Here is a 22,627-nt window from a genome sequence, read left to right on the forward strand (position 1 = left end):
TTCCACATCTTGCGGGGAATTGCAAGGCTCGGTGGATGGTTTCAGCCATCCAGCTTTTCCGCTTCATCCACCAGCATCACCGGAATGCCGTCACGAACGGGGTACCTGAGGCGGCAGGCTTCGCAGACCAGGCCGGAGCCGTCATCTGTAACAGCAAGCACCCCCTTGCAGGCTGGGCAAGCGAGAATAGCGAGCAGGTCCTGGGAAAGGGTCATCGGCTTTACCTCCTGAAAAGTGCGTCCAGCCGGGCATCGATCATACCGGGATCGGAAAAGCGCAGCTCCAACGGGGCCACATGAACTGTGCCCAGCCGGGAAGCATGGGGGTGAAGTTTAACGGCATCCTTCTCGGTGGTGATAAGATATTCGGAGCGGGATGCGGTCATGAGCCGGCAAAGGGCGGCAATTTCATCCTCCCCGTAATCCGAGTGATCGGGAAAGGCCAGTGTAGCCACCGGATGGACCCCAGACTTTTCCAGGGAATCAAAAAAGGAAGCTGGGTCGGCGATGCCGGCAAAAGCGAGTCCCCGTTTTCCGCTCAGGTCACTGGACGGGACCACCGGTCCGCCACTCAATGGAACATAGCCGGAAAGCTCATGGCTGGCGCGGCAGACCGGTTTGTCCGTCATGAACGGGAGCGACACCTGGCGGTTATCCTTGCACCTGGTAAGCAATATCAGGTCGGCGCGCCCCATGGCAGATGGTGGCTCCCGCATAAGCCCTGCAGGAAAGGTCCTGCCATTGGCCAGCGGCCGCTCGCAATCCATCAGCAGGATGTTCAGGTCCCGATGCAGGGCCATGTGCTGAAAACCATCGTCGAGAATGAAGACGTCGGGATTGCAGCGCTCCTGGGCCAGGAGCCCAGCCCGGTGCCGGTCCGCACCAACGATGACGATCAGTCCGGGAATAGAGCGGGCCAGGAGCAGAGGTTCGTCGCCAGCCTCCTCAGGTGTTGCGTGGATATTCTGCCCATCGGAAACCATATGAATGGCACCGGCAAGGTTGCCGCCGTATCCGCGGGAAAGGACCGCGACCAGCTTCCCCTGCGCCATGAACCGCCGTGCCAGCCACGCAACGGTCGGCGTCTTGCCGGTGCCTCCGGCAACGAGATTGCCGACGGCTATGACCGGCTTGTCCAGTCGTCGCACCGGCAACAGCCCTAAAGAGTAGGCAAAAGCTCGCAGGCGCATAACCAGGGCATAAATATACGAGCAGCCGATGAGAAGCACAAGCAGGCATCGATCCGCAGTGCCTTTTCTCTTACCCTCCACTAGCTCCTTGTAATAACGTTCCATATCAGCCATAAAAATTTGTTCTATGTTCTATGTTCTATATTCTGGGTTCGATGTTCGAGGTTTTAACCTCACTCCTCACTCCTCACTCCTCACCAATCACAGATCTCTTCAATGACCGCACAATGCAGTTCCGCAGACCCGCTGTTTTCCGCTATAAGCCTGGCTCCATACATTCCCACCTGCCGCCGCCGCTCACTATCCTTCAATAGGTCCTGCAGCTGCACGGCCAGTTCGCCACCGTCCGCCACCTGGATGCCCGCACCACCGGCCAATACCAGCGAGGATATTTCCCTGAAGTTGTCCATGTGGGGGCCGAAGATGGCCGGCACGCTGAGGGCGGCAGGCTCGAGAAGGTTGTGCCCCCCCGTCGGCACCAGGCTCCCACCCACTAAAACCACATCCGATACGGCATAGAGATTGAGCAGTTCGCCGACCGTGTCCACTAGCAGTGTTTCGCCGACGGCAAGTTTTCCCGGCACCTCTGCCAAAGTGGAGCGAAGGCGATAGGAAATTCCAGCAGCAGCCAAAAGTTCTGCCACCTGTCTGGCACGTTCCGGATGGCGGGGCACCAGCACCATCACTACGACGATTCCCGCTTTGAGGGCAGCCTGATAAGCCGAAATTACCAGCTGCTCCTCCCCTTCATGGGTACTGCCGGCGGTAAAGATAAGGCAGTTGCCGGGCAGGCCGTAGCGACTCTTCAGCTCCTCGCACTCCGCCAAAGAACGAATCGGCACGGCAATATCGTACTTCAGGTTGCGGGTCACCTGCACCTGGTCGGGCCGGGCGCCGATGGCTTCGATGCGGCGGGCGTCCTCGCCGCTTTGCACGCAGATCGCGCTCAGCTGCCGCAAGACAGGGCCGAAGAACCAGGAAAGTTTGAGATAGCGGCGGAAGGAGCGGTCGGAAATGCGCCCGTTGACCAGCACCACCGGGATGCCGAGGGCCCGCGCTTTGCGGATGAAATTGGGCCAGATTTCCGTCTCCATGATAAGCACCAGGGTGGGGTTGACCGCCTCCAGTGCCCGCGCCACGGCAAATGGGTAATCGAAGGGAAAATAGATGCAGAGATCGACGCCTGCCATCTTTCGCGCCACCTCGCGCCCGGTCTCCGTAACGTTCGAGATAACGATCTTCTTTTCAGGGTAGTGACGGCGGAGTGCCTTTACCAGCGGCACGGCAGCGATGGTTTCCCCTACGGAAACAGCGTGGAGCCAGATCACATCGCTCCCCCGAAGCGTCTCCAGTTCAGTGGCGGAGATAAAGCCGAAACGTTCGGCAAAGGCGGTTCTCCTGCCACGGGAAAGGGACCGGTAAAGATGGTAGGAGACGACAAAGGGGATGGAAATGACGGCAATTAGGTTGTACAGCAGATGTATCATGAATGCCTCGGGCAGAGGGGGTACGCGCCTCCCGTCAACTCTGGGGCGCCCTCTTCCAGCGATTGTGGATCCAGTACCACTGGTCGGGATACCTGACGATGTAATCCTCCAAGGGAGCAAAAACACGCGCCATGTCGACACTGTCCGTGTCCTGCCGTTCCTCCAGGCCAAGCTGCACCTCTGGAAAGAACTGTACCACGTGGGTTTCACCCTCCCGATGGCCAAAAACAGGGATCAAAGGCACGCCAGTCTTCCGGGCAAGTACCACCGGCAGTCTTGTTGCCCAGCAATTGCGTCCCAGGAACTCGACCAGAATGCCGTCTTCGGGAATGACCGCCTGATCGACGAGGACACCGACGATGTTGTTTTTCCGGAACTCGCCGATCATTGCTCTCAGAGCACCCTGCTTATAGATGACCCGGTTCCCGTAGCCGCTGCGGATCTTTTCCAGGACCCTGTTCAGGTAGGCATTGTCCTGGCGCCGGGCAACAACGGATATTTCCCGATGGCGGGCACCGAAGGATAAGGCCATCAGATCCCAGTTGCCGCAATGGGCGGTGATAAAGGCCACTCCTTTCCCCTTGGCCAAAGCCATCTCGTAGTGTTCAAGCCCTTCGAACCGCACTGTGTCGATCATTCTGCCGCCACGGCCGTGGTAGATCCTGCAGTCCTCCACCAGGCATCTGCCCAGATTCTCGAAAACCCGCCTGGCGATAGTCTCAGGCGTGCCGTGCACAGGATCCCATCCCGGCTGTCCTTGGAGAAAGGGCAAAGAAGCGCGGATGTTGTCGATGGCAATCTTCCTGCGGCGTTTGAGCAGAAGAAAGAACAGGCGTCCGGTCATGCCCCCCAACCAAAGACCGACCCGGTAAGGAATCAGCGACACGGCAAAGGAAAAAACCAGGAAAGCCGCCGTCTCCAACCGCCACCGTAATTTTTTGACTACACCTGGCTTACCCTTCACTCATCACCCTTTTGTGAGTCCTGGAACTGCATGTCATGCAGTCGTGCGTAAATCCCCCCATGGGCCAGCAGCGTCTCGTGGTTGCCGGTTTCCACGATCTCCCCTTTTTCCAGCACAGCAATCTTGTCCGCATGGAGAATGGTGGAAAGACGGTGGGCGATGACAAAGGTGGTACGGTTGGCCATGAGGTTGTTGAGGGCCTTCTGCACCATCTGCTCGCTCTCCGTATCCAGGGCGCTGGTGGCCTCGTCGAGGATGAGGATGGGGGCGTCCTTGAGGATAGCGCGGGCAATACAGATCCGCTGCCTTTGCCCCCCGGACAGCCTGACCCCACGATCGCCGATGCCGGTCTCGTAGCCCATGGGCATGGTCATGATGAAATCATGGGCAAAGGCAGCCCTGGCTGCGGCCTCCACCTGCGCGTCTGTGGCCTCAGGCATCCCGTAACGGATGTTGTTGGCCAGGGTGTCGTTGAAGAGGATCGTCTCCTGGTCCACCAGGGCGATCTGTTTGAGGACGCTCTTTAACTTGAATTGACGGATGTCCTTGCCATCCATGAGGACAGCCCCTTCATTGGGTTCGTAAAAGCGAGAGATAAGGGAAACGAGGGTCGTCTTTCCCCCGCCGGACGGGCCGACCAGGGCGACCACCTCGCCCCGCCGCGCCTCCAGATTCACATTGCGCAGCACATATTCGTCGTTGTAGCGGAAAGAAACATCCTGCAGCGTCACGTTGCCGCCAACTCGCTCCAGTTCCGCCGCATCGGGGCGATCCACAATCTCCGGCTTTTCATCGATGATCTCGAAAACACGCTCTGCGGCTCCCATGGAGCGCTGCATGGCGTTGTAGGAATTGATGAGCCGTTTGATCGGCGTGTAGACCAGCACCATGCCCGTGACGAAGGAGAAGAACTCGGAGGCGCTCATTCTTCCGTGCATGACGTCATTGCCGCCGATCCAGATCACTGCAGCAACACCGAAAGAGGTAATGATCTCCATGATCGGGGCGGACAGGGCTTCATACTTGATATTCTTGCGGGTGAAAAAATAAAAATCACGATTTCTATCGAAAAATTTGGCGATTTCCCGTTCTTCCAGGCCGAAGGCTTTGACCACCTTGATGCCGGAAAAGGTCTCCTGGAGAATACTTGCGATCTCCCCCATTTTCTCCTGGCCGTGCTTGGCCAGCCGCTTGATGCGCCGGCCGATCTTCTGGGCCGGGTAGACAGTCAGGGGGATAACGACGAAGGTGATGAGGGCCAGTTTCCAGTTGCGGTAAAAAATGACCGCCAACAGGGAAACTGCAGAGAAGCCGTCACGGAACAGACCGGTGATGATATTGCCCACCGCTTCCTGCATCATGCTGACGTCGTTGAGCACCCGCGACATCAAAGCACCCGCAGGGTTCCGGTTGAAAAACCCCAGGCTGAGCCCCATGTTGCGTTTGTAGATCTCGTTGCGCACGTCCTGCACCGCCAGTTGCCCTGCCGTGCGCATGAAGTAATCGTTCGTATAGCGGCAGACACCCCGCAGGAGGAACAGGAAGATGATGCCGAAAGGGAGCAGGGTGAAAATGAACATGTCCTTCCCGGCGAAAATCTTCTTCAGGATAGGTTCCACCAGGTAGGCGAAGGCGCCGTCCATGGATCCGACCCCGATCGAGGCCGCAGCGGCGAGAAATATCCGCCACCAGTAAGGGCGGCTGTAAGCGATGATGCGCGTGAACATTGCTATGATTCTTCCGTTTCTTGTTTAATCAGGTCCAGTGCCAGTTGAGCCACCCGCTGCAAAGCCCCGCCGTTGCCGAGCTTTGCCGGAATGGCTGCAAGACCTTGGCGGATCCGGGCGGCATATTCATGGTCTTCCATTATGGCGGCAATCTCCGCCGCAACCGTCTCCGGCTCGGCGTCGTGCTGGATCAGTTCCTTCACCACCCGCTCGCCGGCGACGATGTTGCAGATTCCTATATGGTCAACCTTGATCAGACGCTTACCCACCGCATAGGTGAAGGGGGATACCTTGTAGATGATTGCCATGGGTATCCCGAGGATGGCAATTTCCATGGTCACCGTCCCCGAAACGGTAATGATGGCATCACAGACCTGGATCACGTCGTGGGTGGCATTGGTCGCGACGGCGATGTCCAGACCGGAAGCATCAATGGCAGGCTGGATCTCCTCCCTCTTCAAGCTAGAAGCAAGGGGAAGGGCGAATTGCGCGTCGGGGAAACGATCCTTGAGGAGTTTGGCAGCATCGAGAACCACCGGAAAAAGATTCTTTATTTCACTGCGGCGGCTGCCCGGAAATAGACCGATGACCCTCCGGTCTTCCGCCAGGCCGAAACGGGCCATGGCCTCGGCCCTGGTCATTTTGGGCCGGACCATGTCCAGCAGCGGATGGCCGACAAAGGTGACCGGTACCCGCTCCCGTTCGTAGTAGGGCACTTCGAATGGGAACAATACCGCCATGTGATCCACGACCCGGCCGATCTTCTTGACCCGCCCTGCTCGCCACGCCCAGACCTGGGGACTGATGAAATACAGCACCCTTACCCCAGCCTTTTTAGCGACTTTGGCCAGGCGCAGGTTGAAGTCCGGGTAATCGATAAGAATGAGGAGCTGCGGCGGATCGTGGCGCAGGATGTTTTTCAGGGTGGTGAAGGCCCTGGCAATGACCGGGAAATGGGCGACCACCTCCACCAAGCCGACGACCGCCATGTCGTTTGCATCGACAACGGTCTCCACGCCGGCAGCGCGCATGCCCGGCCCACCCATGCCGATAAAGCGCGCCTGGGGGTTAAGGGCCTGGATCTCCCGGGCCACCATGGCACCGTACATGTCGCCGGAAGCCTCGCCTGCAGAGATCATGATTTTTATGGGGTTTTCGGGCACTGATTCACCATTTTGAAAACTGCCGTTAAAACTGGTGAAGGCGACGATAACAACCGTCACCTTCAGAAAGACATGAGCCGGGAAATATCACAGGATCAGCGGCAGATACCCCGCTGGGCCGATTCGATGAATTGGATGAAATGATCGATTTCAGGGGATGGAGAGACTTCCGCTTTGATCTTGTCGATGGCGTCCTTCAGCTTCAGATCGGAGAGGGCCAGTATCTTGTAAGCCTTTTTCAGGGCAGAGACGACCTCTTCGCTGACGTTGTGGCGCTTCAGCCCCACCAGGTTAAGGCCGCGAAGTCTGGCGTCCCGACGGTCACCGGTGGCAATGGTATAAGGTGGAATGTCCGTGCCGACCAGGGTGCCGCCGCCGATCATGGCATGGGCGCCGATCCGGGTAAACTGGTGAATGGCGGTCAATCCCCCGAGGATGGCATAATCCTCCACGGTGACGTGGCCAGCCAGGGTAGCCGCATTGGCCATTACCACCCCGTTCTGTACATGGCAATCATGGGCCACATGGGAATAGGCCATAAAGAGGTTGCCGCTGCCCACCGTCGTCTCGCCGTCACCGGTTACCGTCCCCAGGTGCAGGGTGGCAAATTCGCGGATGATGTTGCGGTCGCCGATCTTCAGATAGGTTTCTTCTCCCTTGTATTTGAGATCCTGGGGTACGGCACCGACGGAAGCCAGATGGAAAATCTGGTTATATTCACCGATGGTGGTCCAGCCGTCGATAACGGCATGGGCGCCGATCTTGGTCCCGCGGCCGATCTTCACATGCTCGCCGATGATGGCATAGGGACCGACCTCCACGTCGGCGGCAAGCTCTGCCCCCGGATGTATTACTGCAGTCGAATGTATCATACTGATCTCCGGCGGTTAGTTTGATTTTTCGGCAAAGGTGGCTTTCAGTTCAGCTTCAGTGGCCAGCACATCGCCGACAAAGGCCTTTCCGGCAACACTCCAGATACCGCGGCGATGGAAGATGGTTTCAATCTCGATCCGCAGCTGGTCTCCTGGAAATACCGGTTTTCTGAACTTGGCGCTGTCGATGGACATGAAATAGCTGACCTTCTTCCTGGTCTCCTCGTCTGAGGCAAGATAGGCCATGATCCCGGCTACCTGTGCCATGGCTTCCACAATGAGCACGCCCGGCATGACCGGATGGCCCGGGAAATGCCCCTGGAAAAAGGGTTCGTTGATCGTCACGTTCTTCAGCCCGACTATGCGCTTGGCCGGTTCCATCTCCACAATCCTGTCCACGAGGAGAAAGGGGTAGCGATGGGGCAATATCTTCATGATTTCATTGATATCCATCATAACAGGCTCCTTACAATACAATTAACAGGTTGATATGGCTATTTGCCTTCAGCCGCCTTCAGCTTTTCTTCCAGCTCCATGACCCTTTTTTCCAACGAGGCCAGTGTTCTCCGGTATTCGGGCAGTTTGGGAAAAACCCCCGATGCCTTCAGCCAGTCCCGGTGGGCAAAGGCCGGTATGCCGCTGACGATCTGATTGGCGGGAATATTGCCCGGCACCCCGGATTTGGCGCCGACCATAACGTTGTCGCCGATCTGGATATGGCCTGCAACACCCACCTGTCCCCCCATGGTCACATGATTGCCCACCTTGGTGCTGCCGGAAATGCCCACCTGGGAGACGATCATGCAGTTTTCGCCGATGACGCAGTTGTGGGCGATCTGCACCAGGTTGTCGATCTTCGTGCCCCGCTTGACAATGGTCGCTTCCAGCGCGGCCCGGTCAATGACCGTGTTGGAGCCGATTTCCACATCGTCCTCCAGAATAACGATGCCGATCTGGGGAATTTTATACCACTCCTTGCCGTCGGGTGCATAGCCGAAGCCGTCAGTACCGATTACCGTACCGCTGTGGACCGTGACCCGACTGCCGATCCGGCACCGTTCACGAATGACTACGTTGGCATGGAGCGTCACGTCGTCGCCCAGCTCGACCCCCGGATAAAGCACAACGCCGGGATGGAGGGTCACGCGGTTACCCATCTTTACCCCATCGGCAACATGGGCACCGGAATGGATGGAGATATTCTCACCCATGACGACCCCCTTGCCGATGATGGCCCCATCCATGACACCGAGCGGTTTCGGAGGGGTTACATAAAACAGGGTAAGCAGTTTGGCAAAGGCCAGATACGGATTGGCGACTTCAACCACATTCCTGCCATGTCCGGGTGCCCCCGGGGGCAGGATGACCGCCGTAGCCTTCGTCGTTGCCACCTTCTGCGCATATTTGGGATTAGCCAGAAAGGTGATCTGCCCTTCCCCGGCATCATCCAGGGTGCCGAGGCCGGAAACAACGGCCTGCTCGTCGCCGATTACCCGTCCGCCTAGGTATTCGGCCACTTCCTTCAGTGTCTTGCCCACGTCGTCACCTTCATGGTGAGGAGCGAGGAGTGAGGTCCTCACCCGTTACTCCTCACGACCTTATTTTTTCTTGCTTTCGTTGAAGAGTTTCAGAATCTGGTCGGTCAGATCAGCCTTATCTTCAAGGTAAATCATGGTCTCGTTCCTGACGAAAATGACGGTATAGCCGTTCCTGCGGGCGAAGTCCTGGGTCACCTTGACGATCTCGTCAACGATACGGTTGGTCAGTTCGTCGTTTTTGGACTGCAGGTCGTCCTGGGCATCCTTGAGGAAGCGTTGGTACTCCTTGAGGCGCTGCTGGTAGTCACGCTCCTTGCTGCTGCGGGCAGACTCCGAAAGAAGGACGCTCTGCTTTTCCAGGTCGGCCTTCAGTTTTTTCAGTTCCTCGTCCTTGGCGTTCTTCTCCGCCTCATACTTGTTGGCCTTCTGGGCGAGCAGCTCCTTTGCATCCTTACCCGAGTTGGAGAGGAGGAGCACCTTCTGCACATCCACCGATCCGATTTTAGCACTGTCGGCAGCAAAAACGACCGAAGCCATGCCAAGGGAGAAGAGAAAGACTGTTGCAAGAATAATGGCTTTTTTCATCTGTTTCTCCTTAAGAAAGGTTAGAAAAAGCTACCTATGGAAAATTCCAGCTTGCCGCTGGCACTGTCGATACCGGTGCGGGGATTGATCGGGATGCCGTATTCAAGACGGAGGGGCCCGATGGGCGAGAACCAGCGGATGCCGGCGCCGTAACTGGTCTGGAAGCGGCTGCCCAAATCGCCGAGGCCGGCATAGGAATTGCCCGCATCGAAGAAGACAACCCCTTTCAGCCCCACATCCTTCAAGAGGGGAAACTGGTATTCGGCATTGAAGAAAAGTTCCGTGTCCCCTCCCAGGTAGACCTTTCCGTTGGTGGTCTCGACGATTTTGAAGGGGCTGACGGTCCTGCTGCTGTAGCCGCGCAGGGTATTGATCCCTCCCAGGTAGAACTTTTCGTCGATGGGAACCTCTTTGCCCACACTCTGGATATAGCCGAAGGTGCCGCGCAGGGAAAAGACCGTGCCCAGGCCCACCGGATAGTAGAGGGCGTTCTCGCTGATATAGCGGGCGAAGCGGTTGGTGCCGCCCAATCCGGCGAATTCAACAGAGACGGTATTCATCATCCCCCGGGAAGGATCCAGGCGGTAATCGGTGGTATTGCTGGTGAGACTTGCCGTTATGGAACTGGTGGTGCCGGTGGTCTCGGTGGTGACGGAACCATTCTTGATACTTTCCAGCAGAGAAGCAGATTCGTTATAGATATCCTTCTGCTCATATTTATATATCCAGAAGGTGCTCAGGGTATCGCTCAGGAGATAGCCCGCCTTGATGTCACCGCCGGTAACCCGCCGGGAAAAGTCCGTATAGTCGCGCTCGGTGCGATAAATGTCCGCCCCCACGGTCCACTTGGTGTCGAGGAAATAGGGGTCGGTCAATCCCACGTTGTAGGTCTGGGACTTTGCCCCCAATGAAGCGGACAGTGTCGCCTTTAGTCCGAGCCCAAGGAAGTTCGCCTGCTGCACGGACCCCTGGCCGATGATCCCGTCGAGAGAGCTGTAGCCCGCGCCGATGCTGAAAGTGCCGGTTGCTTTTTCCTTCACGTCCACATTCAGGTCAAGCTTGTTGTCGGCGCTTCCCTTGGCCGTGACCAGATTGGCCTCCTCGAAGAAGCCCAGGTTCATCAGGTTCTGCTTGCTCCGCTTCAGAGGGGTCGCTCCATATAGATCCCCTTCGGCAAGTTTCAGCTCCCGCCGAATGACCTTGTCGCGGGTCTTGGTGTTGCCGCTGATATTGATGCGGTCGATATGGACCTTTTCTCCCTTTTCCATGTCGAAGGTGATGTCGATGATCCGGGCCTCGGGGTTCACTTTGGTCAGGGGGGTGATGTTGGCAAAGGCATAGCCCTTGTCTGCGTAAAAATCGGTCAGGGTGAAGACATCGGTCCGCAGGGTACTGCGGTTGAAGACCTCGCCGTTTTTGATCTTGATCATCTTGGATAAGGCCTCCTGGGTGTCAAGCATGTCCCCCTTGAAGCCGATGGTCCCCACCTTGTACTGGTCCCCTTCGGTGATGCCGATCAGTACTTCGAGGCCGCTTTTATCCTCCAGAACCCGGACCGTCGGTTCACCGACCTTGACATTGATATACCCATCGTTGAAGTAAAGATCGGCAATGAGGTTGACATCGTTTTTCAGCACCTCTTCCTTGTAGGTGCCGGCGCCGGTCAGCCAGGAAAACATCCATTTCTCGGATGTCTCCATGGCCTTTTTCAGGCGCCTGTCCTTGAACGCCTTGTTCCCCTCGAAGCGGATGGTCTCGATGAGGACTTTTTTCCCTTCGGTTATTTTAAGAACGATCCGCACTTCCGCGGCAGAACGTTTCTCGATGCTGCTGTCTATTTCAGCCAGGTAATACCCTTCATCGGCGTAAAGTTTTTTTACCTTCCTGATGCTCTTGGTCAGATCCTTGGGAGAAAAGATGGTGTTCTGCTTTATTTCAAGGGCTTCCTTGATCTTTTCCAGTGAGAGTTCCTTGTTTCCTTCGATCTTTATCTCGCGCACCACCGGTTTTTCCGTCACCTGGTAGGTGAGGACCGCCCCGGTGTCGGTCTTGTCCAACGTTGCCTGCACATCCTCGAAATAGCCCAGCTTGAAGATAGCGCGCACATCGCTATCCACCTGGTCGGCAAAAAGGGTGTCCCCCTCCTTCAACTTAATGACCTTCTGGATGGCGGCAGATTCGATCCTGCGGTTTCCCTTGATCTGAAGCTTTGCGATCTTCTCCCCATCGGCGAAGGCAGCTCCGGAGAAGATGACCGTCATCGTCACAACGAAAGCAAATATATTGATTATGCGTAGCAAGCTTCCCCCGGATAAAAATCTGTTCACTGGTTGAAGAAATCTGGCACCGATCAGCTCAGTCTGCCATCCACCATGCGGATGGTCCTGGCCATCTTGGCCGCCAGTTTTTCGTTATGGGTGACGATGATCAGGGTCAATCCCCTTTTGGCATGAATATCCATGAGGAGGTCATGGACCTCGTCACTGGTTTTCATATCCAGGTTTCCGGTCGGTTCATCGGCCAGGAGCAGTTTGGGCGAACGAACCAGGGCACGGGCGATGGCCACCCGCTGCTGCTCACCGCCGGAAAGCTCGCCCGGCTTGTGGGTCAAGCGATGGGACAAGCCCACATCCCGCAAAAGCCCGGCAGCTATAGGTTCAGCATCCCTGCGTCTGGTGCCGCCGATTAAAAGCGGCATCATGGCATTCTCCAAAGCGGTGAATTCCGGCAGCAGGTGGTGAAACTGGAAAACGAAGCCTATGGAGAGGTTCCTGAATGCGGCAAGGGCGGCTCCCCCCAGCTTGAAAACCTCCTCACCGTCGAACCTGACCACCCCGGAGGTGGGGGTGTCGATGGTGCCGAGCACGTGCATCAGAGTGCTTTTGCCGGCACCCGAAGCACCCACCAGGGCAATGGTCTCACCTGTGGCCACATCCAGGTCGATGCCCTTCAGCACCTCGACCTTTGACCCGTTGCCGTAAGATTTATAAAGGTCGCGGACCTCCAGTAGGTTACTCATAGCGCAGTGCCTCGGCCGGAGAGAGTCGCGATGCCTGCCACGACGGATAAAGGGTCGCGACGAACGAAATGACGATGGCAGTAACGGAAATGAGGATGACATCCGAAGGAATGACCAGGGACGGAAAGCGGTCGAGATAATAGATGTCCTTGCTGAAGAGCTGGAAACCGGTGACTCTCTGTACCGCGTTGACGATCGGCTCCAGGTTCAGCGCCACGACAAGGCCTCCGAGCACGCCGATAGCCGTACCGAAAATGCCGATAATGAGCCCTTCGAAGACGAAAATGCGCATGACGCTTCTGCTGGTCGCCCCCATGGACTTGAGAATGGCGATATCCCGGGTCTTCTCCATGACCACCATAAAGAGGGTCGAAGCGATGCCGAAGGCGGCCACCAGGACGATCAGGGTCAGGATGATGAACATGACCACCTTTTCCGTCCTCAAGGCAAAGAGAATGTTCTTGTTCATCTGCATCCAGTCACGGGCGAAATAGGGGAAGCCCAGCTCACGGTTGATCCTGCGCGTGATTTCTCCGGTCTTGTAGACATCGGCCACCTTCAGCTGAATGCCGGTGACTGCCGATCCCATACCGAGAAAATCCTGCGCTTCGCCGAGCCCCACGTAGGCCAGGGTCGAATCGTACTCGAACATGCCGGTATTGAAGATGCCAACAAGGCGGAACCGCTTCATCTTCGGCATCATTCCGAATGGAGTGATGTTGCCCATGGGAGAAACCACATTGACGCTGTCCCCCAGGTAGAGGTTGAGGTTCTTCGCCAGTTCCTTGCCGATGACCAGCCCGGGCAGTGGCGGCTCGTTCCCCTTGAGCGGTACCGGCGTCCGGCGGTCAAGATCCGCCAGGGCTCCCTCTACCACCGCCTTATGCAGGTTCGTTACCTGGGCGTCGGTCTTGGTGTCTATCCCGCGCAAAACCACACCGGAGACGTTCTTGCCGGTGGAAAGCATCACCTGGCTGTAGATGAACGGGGTAGCGGCAACCACGCCGGGGAATTTCTTCAACCGCGCCATCAGCTGTGCATGGTCTTCGATCCCCTCGCCGCTTTTCAGGACGACGATATGGGCATTGGTGCCGAGAATCTTCTCTTTCAGGTCTTCCTCGAAGCCGGTCATGACGGCCAGGACGATGATCAGCGCCATCACCCCCAATGCCACGCCGGCAACGGAAATAAGCGTGATCAGCGAAATGAAGGTCGCCTTGCGCTTGGCCTTGAGATAGCGGAGGCCGATGAAGAGTTCAAAAGGCATTTCGGTATATGTCCTTAAAGACGGATGAAAGAATCCATCATCATTTTACTTCTTTTCTCAGCTGGGGAAAGAGGATGACGTCACGGATCGACGGGGCATCGCAGAGGAGCATCACCAGCCGGTCGATGCCGATTCCCTCGCCGGCGGTCGGGGGCATGCCGTATTCGAGGGCGCGGATATAATCCTCATCCATGTAGTGGGCCTCTTCATCCCCCTTGGCCTTGGCCGCCACCTGGAGCAGGAAGCGCTCCTTCTGGTCCACCGGATCGTTCAGCTCGGAAAAGGCATTGGCCATTTCGCGACCGGCACAGAAGAATTCGAAGCGGTCGACAATCTCGGGATCCTGGTCGCTCTTCCGCGACAGGGGCGAAACCTCAGTCGGGTAAGCCGTGATGAAAGTCGGCTGGATCAGTTTCGTTTCCGCAACCTCTTCGAAAATTTCGGTAATCAGTTTGCCGTAGCCGATGTCCTCGGGCAGATCAAGGCCGATTTTCTTTGCATAGGCGTACGCCATGTCACGATCTTCAAGGGATTTGCCATCGATATCGCCGTATTCAAGAATCGCCTCCTTGACCGTGAAACGTTTCCAGGGGCGCTGAAAGCTGATGGGCATTCCCTGATAACTGAAGTCCAGGGTACCGAGGACACTCTGAGCCACGTGACAGAGCAGCTCCTCGGTGTAGTTCATCAGGTCCTCGAAGGTGGCATAGGCCTGGTAGAACTCCATCATCGTAAATTCGGGGTTGTGGCGGACGGAGATACCCTCGTTGCGGAAGTTGCGGTTGATCTCGAAAACCCTGTCCAGCCCGCCGACCACGAGCCTCTTCAGGTAGAGCTCAGGAGCGATGCGGAGAAAGAGCTCCATATCCAGGGCATTGTGATGGGTGACGAAGGGACGCGCCGTAGCGCCGCCGGGAATGGGCTGCATCATGGGGGTTTCCACTTCCAGGAAGTCGTTGTTCACCATGAATTCACGGATCAGGTTGATGATTTTCGACCGCTTGGTGAAGAGTTCACGCACCTCGGGGTTAACGATCAGGTCCACATAGCGCTGGCGATAGCGAGTCTCCACATCGGTCAGGCCATGGAACTTCTCGGGCAGCGGCAAGAGCGACTTGGTCAGAAGCCGGATGCTCTCCACATGGAGGGACAACTCACCTGTTTTAGTACGGAAGGGATAGCCGGAAGCGCCGACGATATCACCGATGTCAAAGGATTCGAACTGCTCGAAGGCATCCTCGCCCACGGAATCCTTTTTCACGTAAAGCTGCATGCGCCCCTTGCGGTCCTGGAGCTGCACGAAAGCGGCCTTGCCGAAGGAACGGCGGGCAATGATTCTCCCTGCCACTATGAAATGCTGCGGATCGGCCTCGATCTCCTGCACAGTGCCATAGGCGGCAATGAGATCGGCCGAGGTATGTTTGGCCTTGAAATCGTTGGGATAGGGATTGATCCCTGCCTCCCACATGCTGTCAACCTTGCGTCTTCTCTGCAATAGCAATTCACTCAATTCTTCAGTTGCCACGTTTCTGCCTTTCATGAAAAAAGCTTTGTTGTCCATTTTCCAAACCGACAAATTAACGTATTTGCTCGCTCTTAGTCAAGGAAAAAGCCGGCGGAACAGTCAGCATAAATGTGCGTCATGTGGGCAAAGAGATGTTGACAGGCACAATAAAGCCCGTGTAAAAATGAGGCCATTAATTATGAGGAGGTTGTAAAGAAAATCCTATGGCAATTGAACCCAATAAAGTCATCTATTCCATGATCGGCGTCAGCAAATTCTACGATAAGAAACCGGTCCTGAAAGATATCTACCTTTCCTATTTCTACGGCGCCAAGATCGGCGTTCTCGGTCTCAACGGCTCGGGAAAGAGCTCGCTGCTCCGCATTCTTGCGGGGGTAGACAAGGATTTCAACGGCAAGGCAGTTCTTTCCGCCGGCTACACGGTAGGCTACCTGGAGCAGGAACCGCAGCTGGACGAGGGAAAGACTGTGCGGGAGATCGTCGAGCAGGGGGTGCAGGAAACGGTGGACTTGCTCAATGAGTTCAACGAGATTACCGCCAAATTTGGCGAGGCCGATGCGGATTTCGACAAGCTCATCGCCCGCCAGGCTGAGGTACAGGAAAAGCTCGACCACCTGGATGCCTGGGATCTGGATGCCCGGCTGGAAATGGCCATGGACGCCCTGCGCTGCCCCGCCGGCGATACGCCGGTAAAGGTACTCTCCGGCGGCGAAAAACGCCGCGTCGCCCTGTGCCGTCTTCTTTTGCAGAAGCCTGACATTCTCCTTTTGGACGAGCCCACCAACCACCTGGATGCGGAATCGGTCGCCTGGCTGGAGCACCACCTGCAGCGCTACGCGGGGACCGTCATCGCCGTCACCCATGACCGCTATTTTCTGGATAACGTGGCGGGGTGGATTCTGGAGCTGGACCGGGGTCAAGGCATCCCCTGGCAGGGGAACTATTCATCCTGGCTGGAGCAGAAGCAACAGCGCCTGGCCCAGGAGGAAAAGGCCGAGACCGAGCGGCAAAAGACCCTGCAGCGGGAGCTGGATTGGATCAGAATGTCGCCCAAGGGGCGCCATGCCAAGGGCAAGGCGCGTATCTCCTCCTACGAGCAGCTTCTGACCCAGGAGAGCGAAAAGCGGGCCAAGGATCTGGAAATCTACATCCCGCCAGGGCCAAGGCTGGGAGATATCGTTGTCGAAGCGGACAACGTCAATAAGGCTTACGGTGACAGGCTGCTCGTCGAGGGTATGACCTTCCGTCTCCCTCCCGGCGGCATCGTCGGCATCATCGGCCCCAACGGCGCCGGCAAGACAACTCTCTTCCGCATGATCACCAACCAGGAGCAGCCGGATAGCGGCAGCATCCGCGTCGGTGAGACTGTGAAGCTCGCCTACGTGGACCAGAGCCGCGACAGCCTTAACCCCGACCAGACAATCTGGGAAGCCATCTCCGACGGGCAGGAGCAGATCCAGCTGGGCAAGCAGCTGATCAATTCCCGCGCCTACGTCTCCCGCTTCAACTTCTCCGGAGCCGATCAGCAGAAAAAGGTCGGGCTGCTCTCCGGCGGTGAACGGAACCGTGTCCATCTGGCCAAGATGCTCAAAGAGGGGGGCAACGTCATCCTCCTGGACGAACCGACCAACGACCTGGATGTGAACACCATGCGGGCACTGGAAGAGGCGCTGGAAAACTTCGCCGGCTGCGCCGTGGTCATCAGCCACGACCGCTGGTTCCTGGACCGCATCGCCACCCACATCCTGGCCTTCGAGGGGGAGAGCAAGATAGTCTGGTTCGAGGGGAACTACTCCGAATACGAGGAAGATCGCCATGCTCGCCTTGGCACGGCAGCCGATCAGCCCCACCGTATCAAGTACCGCCAGCTGACCAGGGCGTGACGAAAAAAGGCCATCGGAAACGGTGGCCTTTTTTTATGGCATGTCAGGATATCATCTAAAGTTTTTCTACCTTATACCCCTTCTTCTTTAGCGCCTCGATTATCCCGTCCGGACCCACCAGATGGCCGACACCGACCAGGATGAACTCGGTCTTCGGCGTTTTGCCATAGGCGTCGATCAGGGGGAGCCAGTTAAGATTTCGATCGGTGATCAGTTTCTTGTAGAGCTTCGGTTGCCGCGATTTGATGTCTGCAACCATCAACTCGTCCAGTTTCTTCACGTCCCCAGTGCGCCATGCATCGGCAAGCGACCCTAACTGCCCCTCCATGGTTTTCATATCACTCAGGGAATGACGAACAAAGTCGTCTTCATTGCCGTCGGCCATGGTAGTGAGAAATTCTATCTGCTCATCGACGATCTCAAGCCCCTCCACAGGCTTCTTGTCCTTCACGGCCTGTCCGTAGAAATACTGGTCCACCCCCTGCTCGGTAGCCCCCTTTTTCTTCAGCTCCAGGACCGTCAGGGTCACCATGACCATCGACGGTTTGAACCGGCTCAACGCCTGCAGCGGTATGCCGTCTGCCTGGCAGAAGGCGCTCAGTTCCCCGTATACCGGGGAGGACAGGTGTTTATCGAGAGTGCTCCCATCGGTATAGAGAGCCTTTGCCAGTAACTTCTGCTGCACTGCAGGCTCCAGTAGTCCGGCGATATCCGTTTCGAAGACCAGCAGATCCGAGGCATTGTAAGCCTTCTCGAATTCGGTGGGCAAAGGATAGTCGGACTCACGCAGGATGTGACAGGTGCCACCTAGGTAAATGGTGGAGCCTCTCTTCTGCGCCTTCCAGACGGATGACTCGGCAAAAGCTCCGGTACAGACAGAGAAGCAAAGGAGTATCCCCAGTATGAGTCTTTTCATCATACCCTCCATGCAAAAAAGCCCGCTGAACCGGTTGCGGTTGAGCGGGCTTGGTACCATCCGTCCCTCAGATAATCTTGTTCAGCGGATACTCCACAATTCCCTCAGCACCAAGCTTCAACAGTGCCGGGACGATAGACCTGACTTCTTTCTCATTCAAGATGCTCTCGATGGAGACCCAGTCGGAGTTGTAGAGGTGGGACACCGTCGGCGCTTTCTGGCTGGGCAGGACCTTGGTGATGGCCTCAACCTGGCTGCCTGGAGCATTCATCTTCAGCCCCACCATTCCCTCGGCTGCCAGGGCCGATTTGAGCAGGGTGGCGATTGTTTCGATCTTGTCACGTTTCCAGGGGTCTTCCCACGACTTGCGGTTGGCGATCATCACCGGCACCGATTCCATGAGGTCGCAGACTATGCGCAGGTTGTTGGCGCGGATGGTGGAGCCGGTCTCCGTCACCTCAACGATGGCGTCGCAGAGGCCGTCCACCACCTTGGCTTCCGTTGCCCCCCAGGAAAATTCCACCGTCACCGGAATATTTCTTTCCGCAAAGTAGCGCTTGGTAAACCCGACCAGTTCCGTGGAGATGGTTGCTCCGGCCAAATCTTCCGGCTTCTGCACCTTGGAATCCTGGGCCACCACCAGTACCCAGCGCACCGGGCGGCGGGAGACCTTGGAATAAACCATCTCACAAACTTCCACCACGTCCGAGTCGTTCTCCCGGACCCAGTCGCGGCCGGCAATACCCACGTCGATGGTGCCGCGCTCCACATACTTGCCCATTTCTTGGGGGCGGATCAGCTTGCAGTTGAGCTCTGAGTCATCAACGCCGGGAAAATAGCTGCGCGAGGAGATGGAAATCTTCCAGCCCGCCTTGGCAAAAAGATCGACGGTGGCGTCTTCCAAGCTACCCTTGGGAATACCGAATTTCAATACATCAGACATTTATATAGCCTTTCTCGATTGAATTTTGGTTTTACCAACCCTTCTCCTCACCCCTCACCATGACCATCTCCTTTCGGCCTGCGGGCCCTCGGGAGAGGGAATGTAGGCAGAAAAGGCGGATTCATCCTTTTTTATATACTTCATTTGGGTCGAACAATGGATTCGAATGCTCCACCCACTCATCATTCTCCCATCTCCGGTAGAAGCAACTCCTGTTGCCGGTGTGGCAGGCGGCAGGGCCGTTCTGCTTCACCTTGATGACGACGGTGTCGGCGTCGCAGTCGGTGAGAACTTCCATGACTTCCTGGGTGTTGCCCGACTCCTCCCCTTTCATCCAGTACTTGTTGCGGGTGCGGCTGAAGAACCATGTCTTGCCGTCCTTGAGGGTCAAGTCCAGGGTTTTCTGATCCATAAAGGCCACCATCAGCACTTCCCCCGACTGATAATCCTGGATTACCGCAGGAATCAGCCCCCCCATCTTCTCGAAATCGATCTTGATCATGAATACATCCTTCCTTGGTCTTACTTCTGAAAAAGTACTTTCTAATACACCGGCGGCACTCCGCGTGTCAACCATTATGCAGCTCAGGGGCACCGGCCTGCACCATAAATGACCTCGTAGGTGGCAGGGATACCATCGGTAGTTCCATACTTCTCCTGGTAAATGTCCATCATTGCCAGCATGCGTTTGCGACCGTAGAGACCTGCTGAGGCCCTTGGCGAAGCATTTCCTGCGCCAATTTTTTTAAGAGATTTCAGCAGAGCCGGGACATCTGCATGAAGTTCCACCTCCAGCGTCGATTCCACCCGCCACTGGTCGAACCCGGCACCAGCCAGTGCCGCTTCGACCCGGGAAGGGGGAAAAAAACGGTGGGTTATATCCTCCACCTCCCCTTCCCGCTTCAGGGCCTGATAATGGGCATCCTTCAGCTCAAAAAGGGTTCGTTCGCCGAAAAGGGCGAAGAGAAAGATCCCCCCCGGAGCCAGAACCCGGCGTGCCTCGGCAAAGGCATGATCGAGGGCAGGGAGCCATTGATAGGTAGAGGTGGAAGTGACCAGGTTGAAGGCACCGTCGATGAAGGGGAGCGACTCCGCATCGGCGGTGACAAAGGCCCCTGCGGCCAGATGGGCGCCGGCAGTGATGCACATGCCCAGAGCCAGGTCCGCGCCGAAGAGCTGGGCCTCCGGGTGGAGACGATGCAGCTCGGCCAGGAGCTTTCCGGTGCCGCACCCGACATCGAGGATCCTGCCGGGAGTGCCGACCTCCTTCCGCACCTGATCCAGAAGATTTGCCACCACCCGCTTCTGCACCCTGGCGTACTGGTCATAGGTTTTCGCCTGGCGATGGAAGGAGCCTTTTACCTTCTCCCGATCAATGCCCCCCATTGATTTCCTCCAAAAAGCCCTTGATCAGGTTGTTGAATTCCGCCGGACGGGCCAGGAACGGCGCGTGGCCCCCATCTACTATTGCCAGGCGCGCCATGGGAAGTTTTTCGGCCATGTAACGGGAGGCATCGGTCAGACAGATGGTGTCCCTGCTGCCATGGATGAGAAGTACCGGCCGGTCTACCCCGGAAAGAATCGGCCGCAGATCGGCATCCGCCAACACCTGCAGCGCTTTCCGCGCCATCTCCGGCTCAGGGGAGCGCCCTTTCATGACCATCTCGTGAACGATGCGCTGATACTGCTCCCGGTCAGGCTCCCCTTCGGCGAACATGCTTTTGAAGAAATCCCCCATTGTCTTCTGGTAATCCCGCCTCAGGCGGAGCCCCATCCCTTTCACCTCCACCGGCGGCAAGCCGTGGGGGAAATCGGCGACGGCGCTGAAGCGTGGCGTCCCCCCCACCAGGACCAGCCCGGCAAGGCGCGGCCGCAGGGGCTGGAAAGCCTGCAATACCACCTGCACCCCCATGGACCAGCCGACGAGGACGGCATCGTGCAGGTCCAGCCGGGTGAAAAATTCGATCAGGTCGTTGGCAAACGCTTCCAGGGTAATATTTGCCGAGGATGCGGACTGGCCGTGGCCGCGCAGGTCCATGGCGATCAGCCGGTGACGGTCGGCCAGCTCCCGCTGAAAGTTCCAGACCATACCGGACATGGCCCAGCCGTGGACGAAGACCAGCGGCCGCCCTTGGCCCAACTCTTCATAATGAATGGCCACGCCATCGTTTGTTTCGAAAAAAGACATCTTCACACCTAAAATTAGAAGGCTTTTGAAAAACGTTAAGAGGATGCCGAGATGCAAGGCTTAAGCGAACGAAAAACCCGAGGCGTACCTTTTGTACGTTGAGGTTTTGAGTGAGCGGTAATGCAGCAGATTGGCACCACAATAGTTTTCAACAGCCTGTTACGCCGAGCTGTTTGCCCACGTGGGCAATGGCCGTTACTGCCCTGTCCACATCCGCCTCTGTGTGGGCCGCCATCAGCGTACAGCGCAGGCGACAGCTCCCAACCGGCACCGTTGGCGGTCTGATCCCCTGGACAAATATGCCCTCATCCAGCAGCCTTCTGGAAAACTCCATGGTCTCTTCCGCGCCGCCGACAAAGGCAGGCACAATCTGCGTTTCGCTTCCCATGGTATTGAAGCCTACCTTTTCAAGCCCCTCCTTGAACTGACAGCTGTTCGCCGCCAATCGTTTTCGCAGATCGGCTCCTGTCGGCGAATCGACCACGTCGAAGGCAGCAATGGATGCAGCCAGCACCGCCGGTGGCAGAGAGGTGGAAAAGATGAAGCTGCGGGCCTTGTTCACTAGAAAATCTATTATTTCCTTAGATGCAGCGGCATAGGCGCCAAAACTCCCCAATGCCTTGCCCAGAGTTCCCATATGGATGTCGATCCGGTCCATGACCCCGCACAGCTCGGCGCTTCCCCGGCCATGCTCACCCAGGACGCCAGTGCCGTGGGCATCATCCACCATCAGCAGCGCGCCGAATTCCTCCTTCAGGGTCACCAACCCGGCCAGTTTGGCCAGATCTCCGTCCATGCTGAAGACACCGTCGGCAACGATGAGCCGACGTCCCACTGTGCCGCGATGCTCCTCCAAAAGGCGGCGCAGGGCTTTAATATCGTTGTGGGGATAGCGAATCACCTTGGCACGGGAAAGGAGGGCTCCATCGACGATGCTGGCATGGTTGAGGCGGTCGGAGAAGATCAGGTCTCCCCGGCCGGCAATGGCGGAGATGATGCCGGTGTTTGCGGCATAGCCGGAATTGAAGATGAGCGCCGCCTCAGTCCCTTTGAAGGCGGCAATACGCTCTTCCAGCTGCACATGGAGCTCCATGTTGCCGGAGACCAGCCGGGCGGCGCCGCTTCCCGCGCCAAACCGTTCTACGGCTTTGATGGCAGCTTCCTTGAGCTGGGGATGATCGGCCAACCCCAGGTAATTGTTGGAGCACAGCAGCAGGACCTCCCGGCCGTCCAGGATGACCCGGCTGGACTGTCCACCCTCTATCAGGCGCATGGAGCGGAATAACCCCGCTTCTCGCAATGATTCCAGTTCTTCGCCAAAGATTTGCACAAAAGCACTCCCTCTTTCGGGTTAAATAGGC

Annotated in this window: 21 protein-coding genes; 1 reads left to right on the plus strand and 20 read right to left on the minus strand. The window is 57.1% G+C overall.

Annotated features, from left to right (window positions below; translation table 11 throughout):
• Positions 1–41: 41 nt before the first annotated feature.
• The 14 genes from ML541_RS14840 to lysS form a co-directional block, all read right to left on the minus strand.
• Positions 42–215, minus strand: a complete 174-nt coding sequence (locus ML541_RS14840; protein WP_243374027.1) for a Trm112 family protein — start codon at positions 213–215, stop codon at positions 42–44.
• A gap of 5 nt (positions 216–220) precedes the next feature.
• Entirely contained in the window at positions 221–1,303 is a 1,083-nt protein-coding gene (lpxK, locus tag ML541_RS14845; RefSeq protein WP_243374028.1) for a tetraacyldisaccharide 4'-kinase, read from the minus strand.
• An 80-nt stretch (positions 1,304–1,383) separates the two neighbouring features.
• The gene (locus ML541_RS14850) at positions 1,384–2,676 is read right to left on the minus strand and encodes a 3-deoxy-D-manno-octulosonic acid transferase (protein ID WP_243374029.1); all 1,293 of its coding nucleotides are present in this window, start codon (positions 2,674–2,676) and stop codon (positions 1,384–1,386) included.
• 34 nt (positions 2,677–2,710) lie between these two features.
• The gene (locus ML541_RS14855; protein WP_243374030.1) at positions 2,711–3,640 is read right to left on the minus strand and encodes a lysophospholipid acyltransferase family protein; all 930 of its coding nucleotides are present in this window, start codon (positions 3,638–3,640) and stop codon (positions 2,711–2,713) included.
• The gene (gene msbA, locus ML541_RS14860; protein WP_243374031.1) at positions 3,637–5,367 is read right to left on the minus strand and encodes a lipid A export permease/ATP-binding protein MsbA; all 1,731 of its coding nucleotides are present in this window, start codon (positions 5,365–5,367) and stop codon (positions 3,637–3,639) included. The genes ML541_RS14855 and msbA overlap by 4 nt, the downstream gene beginning before the upstream one ends.
• Before the next feature lie 2 nt (positions 5,368–5,369).
• Entirely contained in the window at positions 5,370–6,530 is a 1,161-nt protein-coding gene (lpxB, locus tag ML541_RS14865; RefSeq protein ID WP_347710809.1) for a lipid-A-disaccharide synthase, read from the minus strand.
• A 95-nt stretch (positions 6,531–6,625) separates the two neighbouring features.
• On the minus strand, positions 6,626–7,402 hold the full coding sequence (gene lpxA, locus ML541_RS14870; protein WP_243374032.1) for an acyl-ACP--UDP-N-acetylglucosamine O-acyltransferase: 777 nt from the start codon (positions 7,400–7,402) through the stop codon (positions 6,626–6,628).
• A gap of 15 nt (positions 7,403–7,417) precedes the next feature.
• Complete coding sequence (fabZ, locus tag ML541_RS14875; protein ID WP_012647184.1) at positions 7,418–7,858, minus strand: 3-hydroxyacyl-ACP dehydratase FabZ; 441 nt, start codon at positions 7,856–7,858, stop codon at positions 7,418–7,420.
• A 38-nt stretch (positions 7,859–7,896) separates the two neighbouring features.
• Positions 7,897–8,940 carry a UDP-3-O-(3-hydroxymyristoyl)glucosamine N-acyltransferase gene (gene lpxD / locus ML541_RS14880; RefSeq protein ID WP_243374145.1) on the minus strand — a complete coding sequence of 348 codons (1,044 nt, stop codon included), beginning with the start codon at positions 8,938–8,940 and terminating at the stop codon, positions 7,897–7,899.
• Positions 8,941–9,000: 60 nt separating this feature from the next.
• Positions 9,001–9,525, minus strand: a complete 525-nt coding sequence (locus ML541_RS14885; protein ID WP_243374034.1) for an OmpH family outer membrane protein — start codon at positions 9,523–9,525, stop codon at positions 9,001–9,003.
• Between the two features lie 20 nt (positions 9,526–9,545).
• On the minus strand, positions 9,546–11,786 hold the full coding sequence (gene bamA, locus ML541_RS14890) for an outer membrane protein assembly factor BamA (protein ID WP_243374147.1): 2,241 nt from the start codon (positions 11,784–11,786) through the stop codon (positions 9,546–9,548).
• Positions 11,787–11,875: 89 nt separating this feature from the next.
• A complete protein-coding gene (locus tag ML541_RS14895) occupies positions 11,876–12,544 on the minus strand; it encodes an ABC transporter ATP-binding protein (protein WP_243374035.1) in 669 nt (222 codons plus the stop codon).
• Positions 12,537–13,811 (minus strand): lipoprotein-releasing ABC transporter permease subunit, encoded by a 1,275-nt coding sequence (locus tag ML541_RS14900; RefSeq protein WP_243374037.1) that lies wholly within the window; start codon positions 13,809–13,811, stop codon positions 12,537–12,539. The genes ML541_RS14895 and ML541_RS14900 overlap by 8 nt, the downstream gene beginning before the upstream one ends.
• A 40-nt stretch (positions 13,812–13,851) precedes the next feature.
• Positions 13,852–15,351, minus strand: coding sequence for a lysine--tRNA ligase (gene lysS / locus ML541_RS14905; RefSeq protein WP_243374039.1), 1,500 nt, complete (start codon positions 15,349–15,351; stop codon positions 13,852–13,854).
• Positions 15,352–15,539: 188 nt separating this feature from the next.
• On the opposite strand from lysS, the gene ettA reads away from it, so the two are divergent.
• Positions 15,540–17,219: an energy-dependent translational throttle protein EttA gene (gene ettA / locus ML541_RS14910; RefSeq protein WP_243374041.1), complete on the plus strand. Its 1,680-nt coding sequence runs from the start codon at positions 15,540–15,542 to the stop codon at positions 17,217–17,219.
• 55 nt (positions 17,220–17,274) lie between these two features.
• On the opposite strand, the gene ML541_RS14915 is transcribed toward ettA, so the two are convergent.
• The 6 genes from ML541_RS14915 to bioF all read right to left on the minus strand — a co-directional run bounded on the left by ML541_RS14915 (position 17,275) and on the right by bioF (position 22,596).
• Positions 17,275–18,135 carry a TraB/GumN family protein gene (locus tag ML541_RS14915; RefSeq protein ID WP_243374043.1) on the minus strand — a complete coding sequence of 287 codons (861 nt, stop codon included), beginning with the start codon at positions 18,133–18,135 and terminating at the stop codon, positions 17,275–17,277.
• Between the two features lie 67 nt (positions 18,136–18,202).
• Positions 18,203–19,078 carry an ATP phosphoribosyltransferase gene (hisG, locus tag ML541_RS14920; protein ID WP_243374045.1) on the minus strand — a complete coding sequence of 292 codons (876 nt, stop codon included), beginning with the start codon at positions 19,076–19,078 and terminating at the stop codon, positions 18,203–18,205.
• A gap of 121 nt (positions 19,079–19,199) precedes the next feature.
• Positions 19,200–19,580 carry a phosphoribosyl-AMP cyclohydrolase gene (hisI, locus tag ML541_RS14925; protein WP_243374048.1) on the minus strand — a complete coding sequence of 127 codons (381 nt, stop codon included), beginning with the start codon at positions 19,578–19,580 and terminating at the stop codon, positions 19,200–19,202.
• An 83-nt stretch (positions 19,581–19,663) separates the two neighbouring features.
• Complete coding sequence (locus tag ML541_RS14930; RefSeq protein ID WP_243374050.1) at positions 19,664–20,464, minus strand: methyltransferase domain-containing protein; 801 nt, start codon at positions 20,462–20,464, stop codon at positions 19,664–19,666.
• Positions 20,451–21,266, minus strand: coding sequence for an alpha/beta fold hydrolase (locus ML541_RS14935; protein WP_243374052.1), 816 nt, complete (start codon positions 21,264–21,266; stop codon positions 20,451–20,453). Before ML541_RS14935 ends, ML541_RS14930 begins: the two co-directional genes overlap by 14 nt.
• Before the next feature lie 148 nt (positions 21,267–21,414).
• A complete protein-coding gene (gene bioF / locus ML541_RS14940) occupies positions 21,415–22,596 on the minus strand; it encodes an 8-amino-7-oxononanoate synthase (RefSeq protein ID WP_243374054.1) in 1,182 nt (393 codons plus the stop codon).
• Positions 22,597–22,627 lie beyond the last annotated feature (31 nt).

The sequence above is a fragment of the Geotalea sp. SG265 genome, assembly GCF_022808985.1.
Lineage (GTDB): Bacteria > Desulfobacterota > Desulfuromonadia > Geobacterales > Geobacteraceae > Geotalea.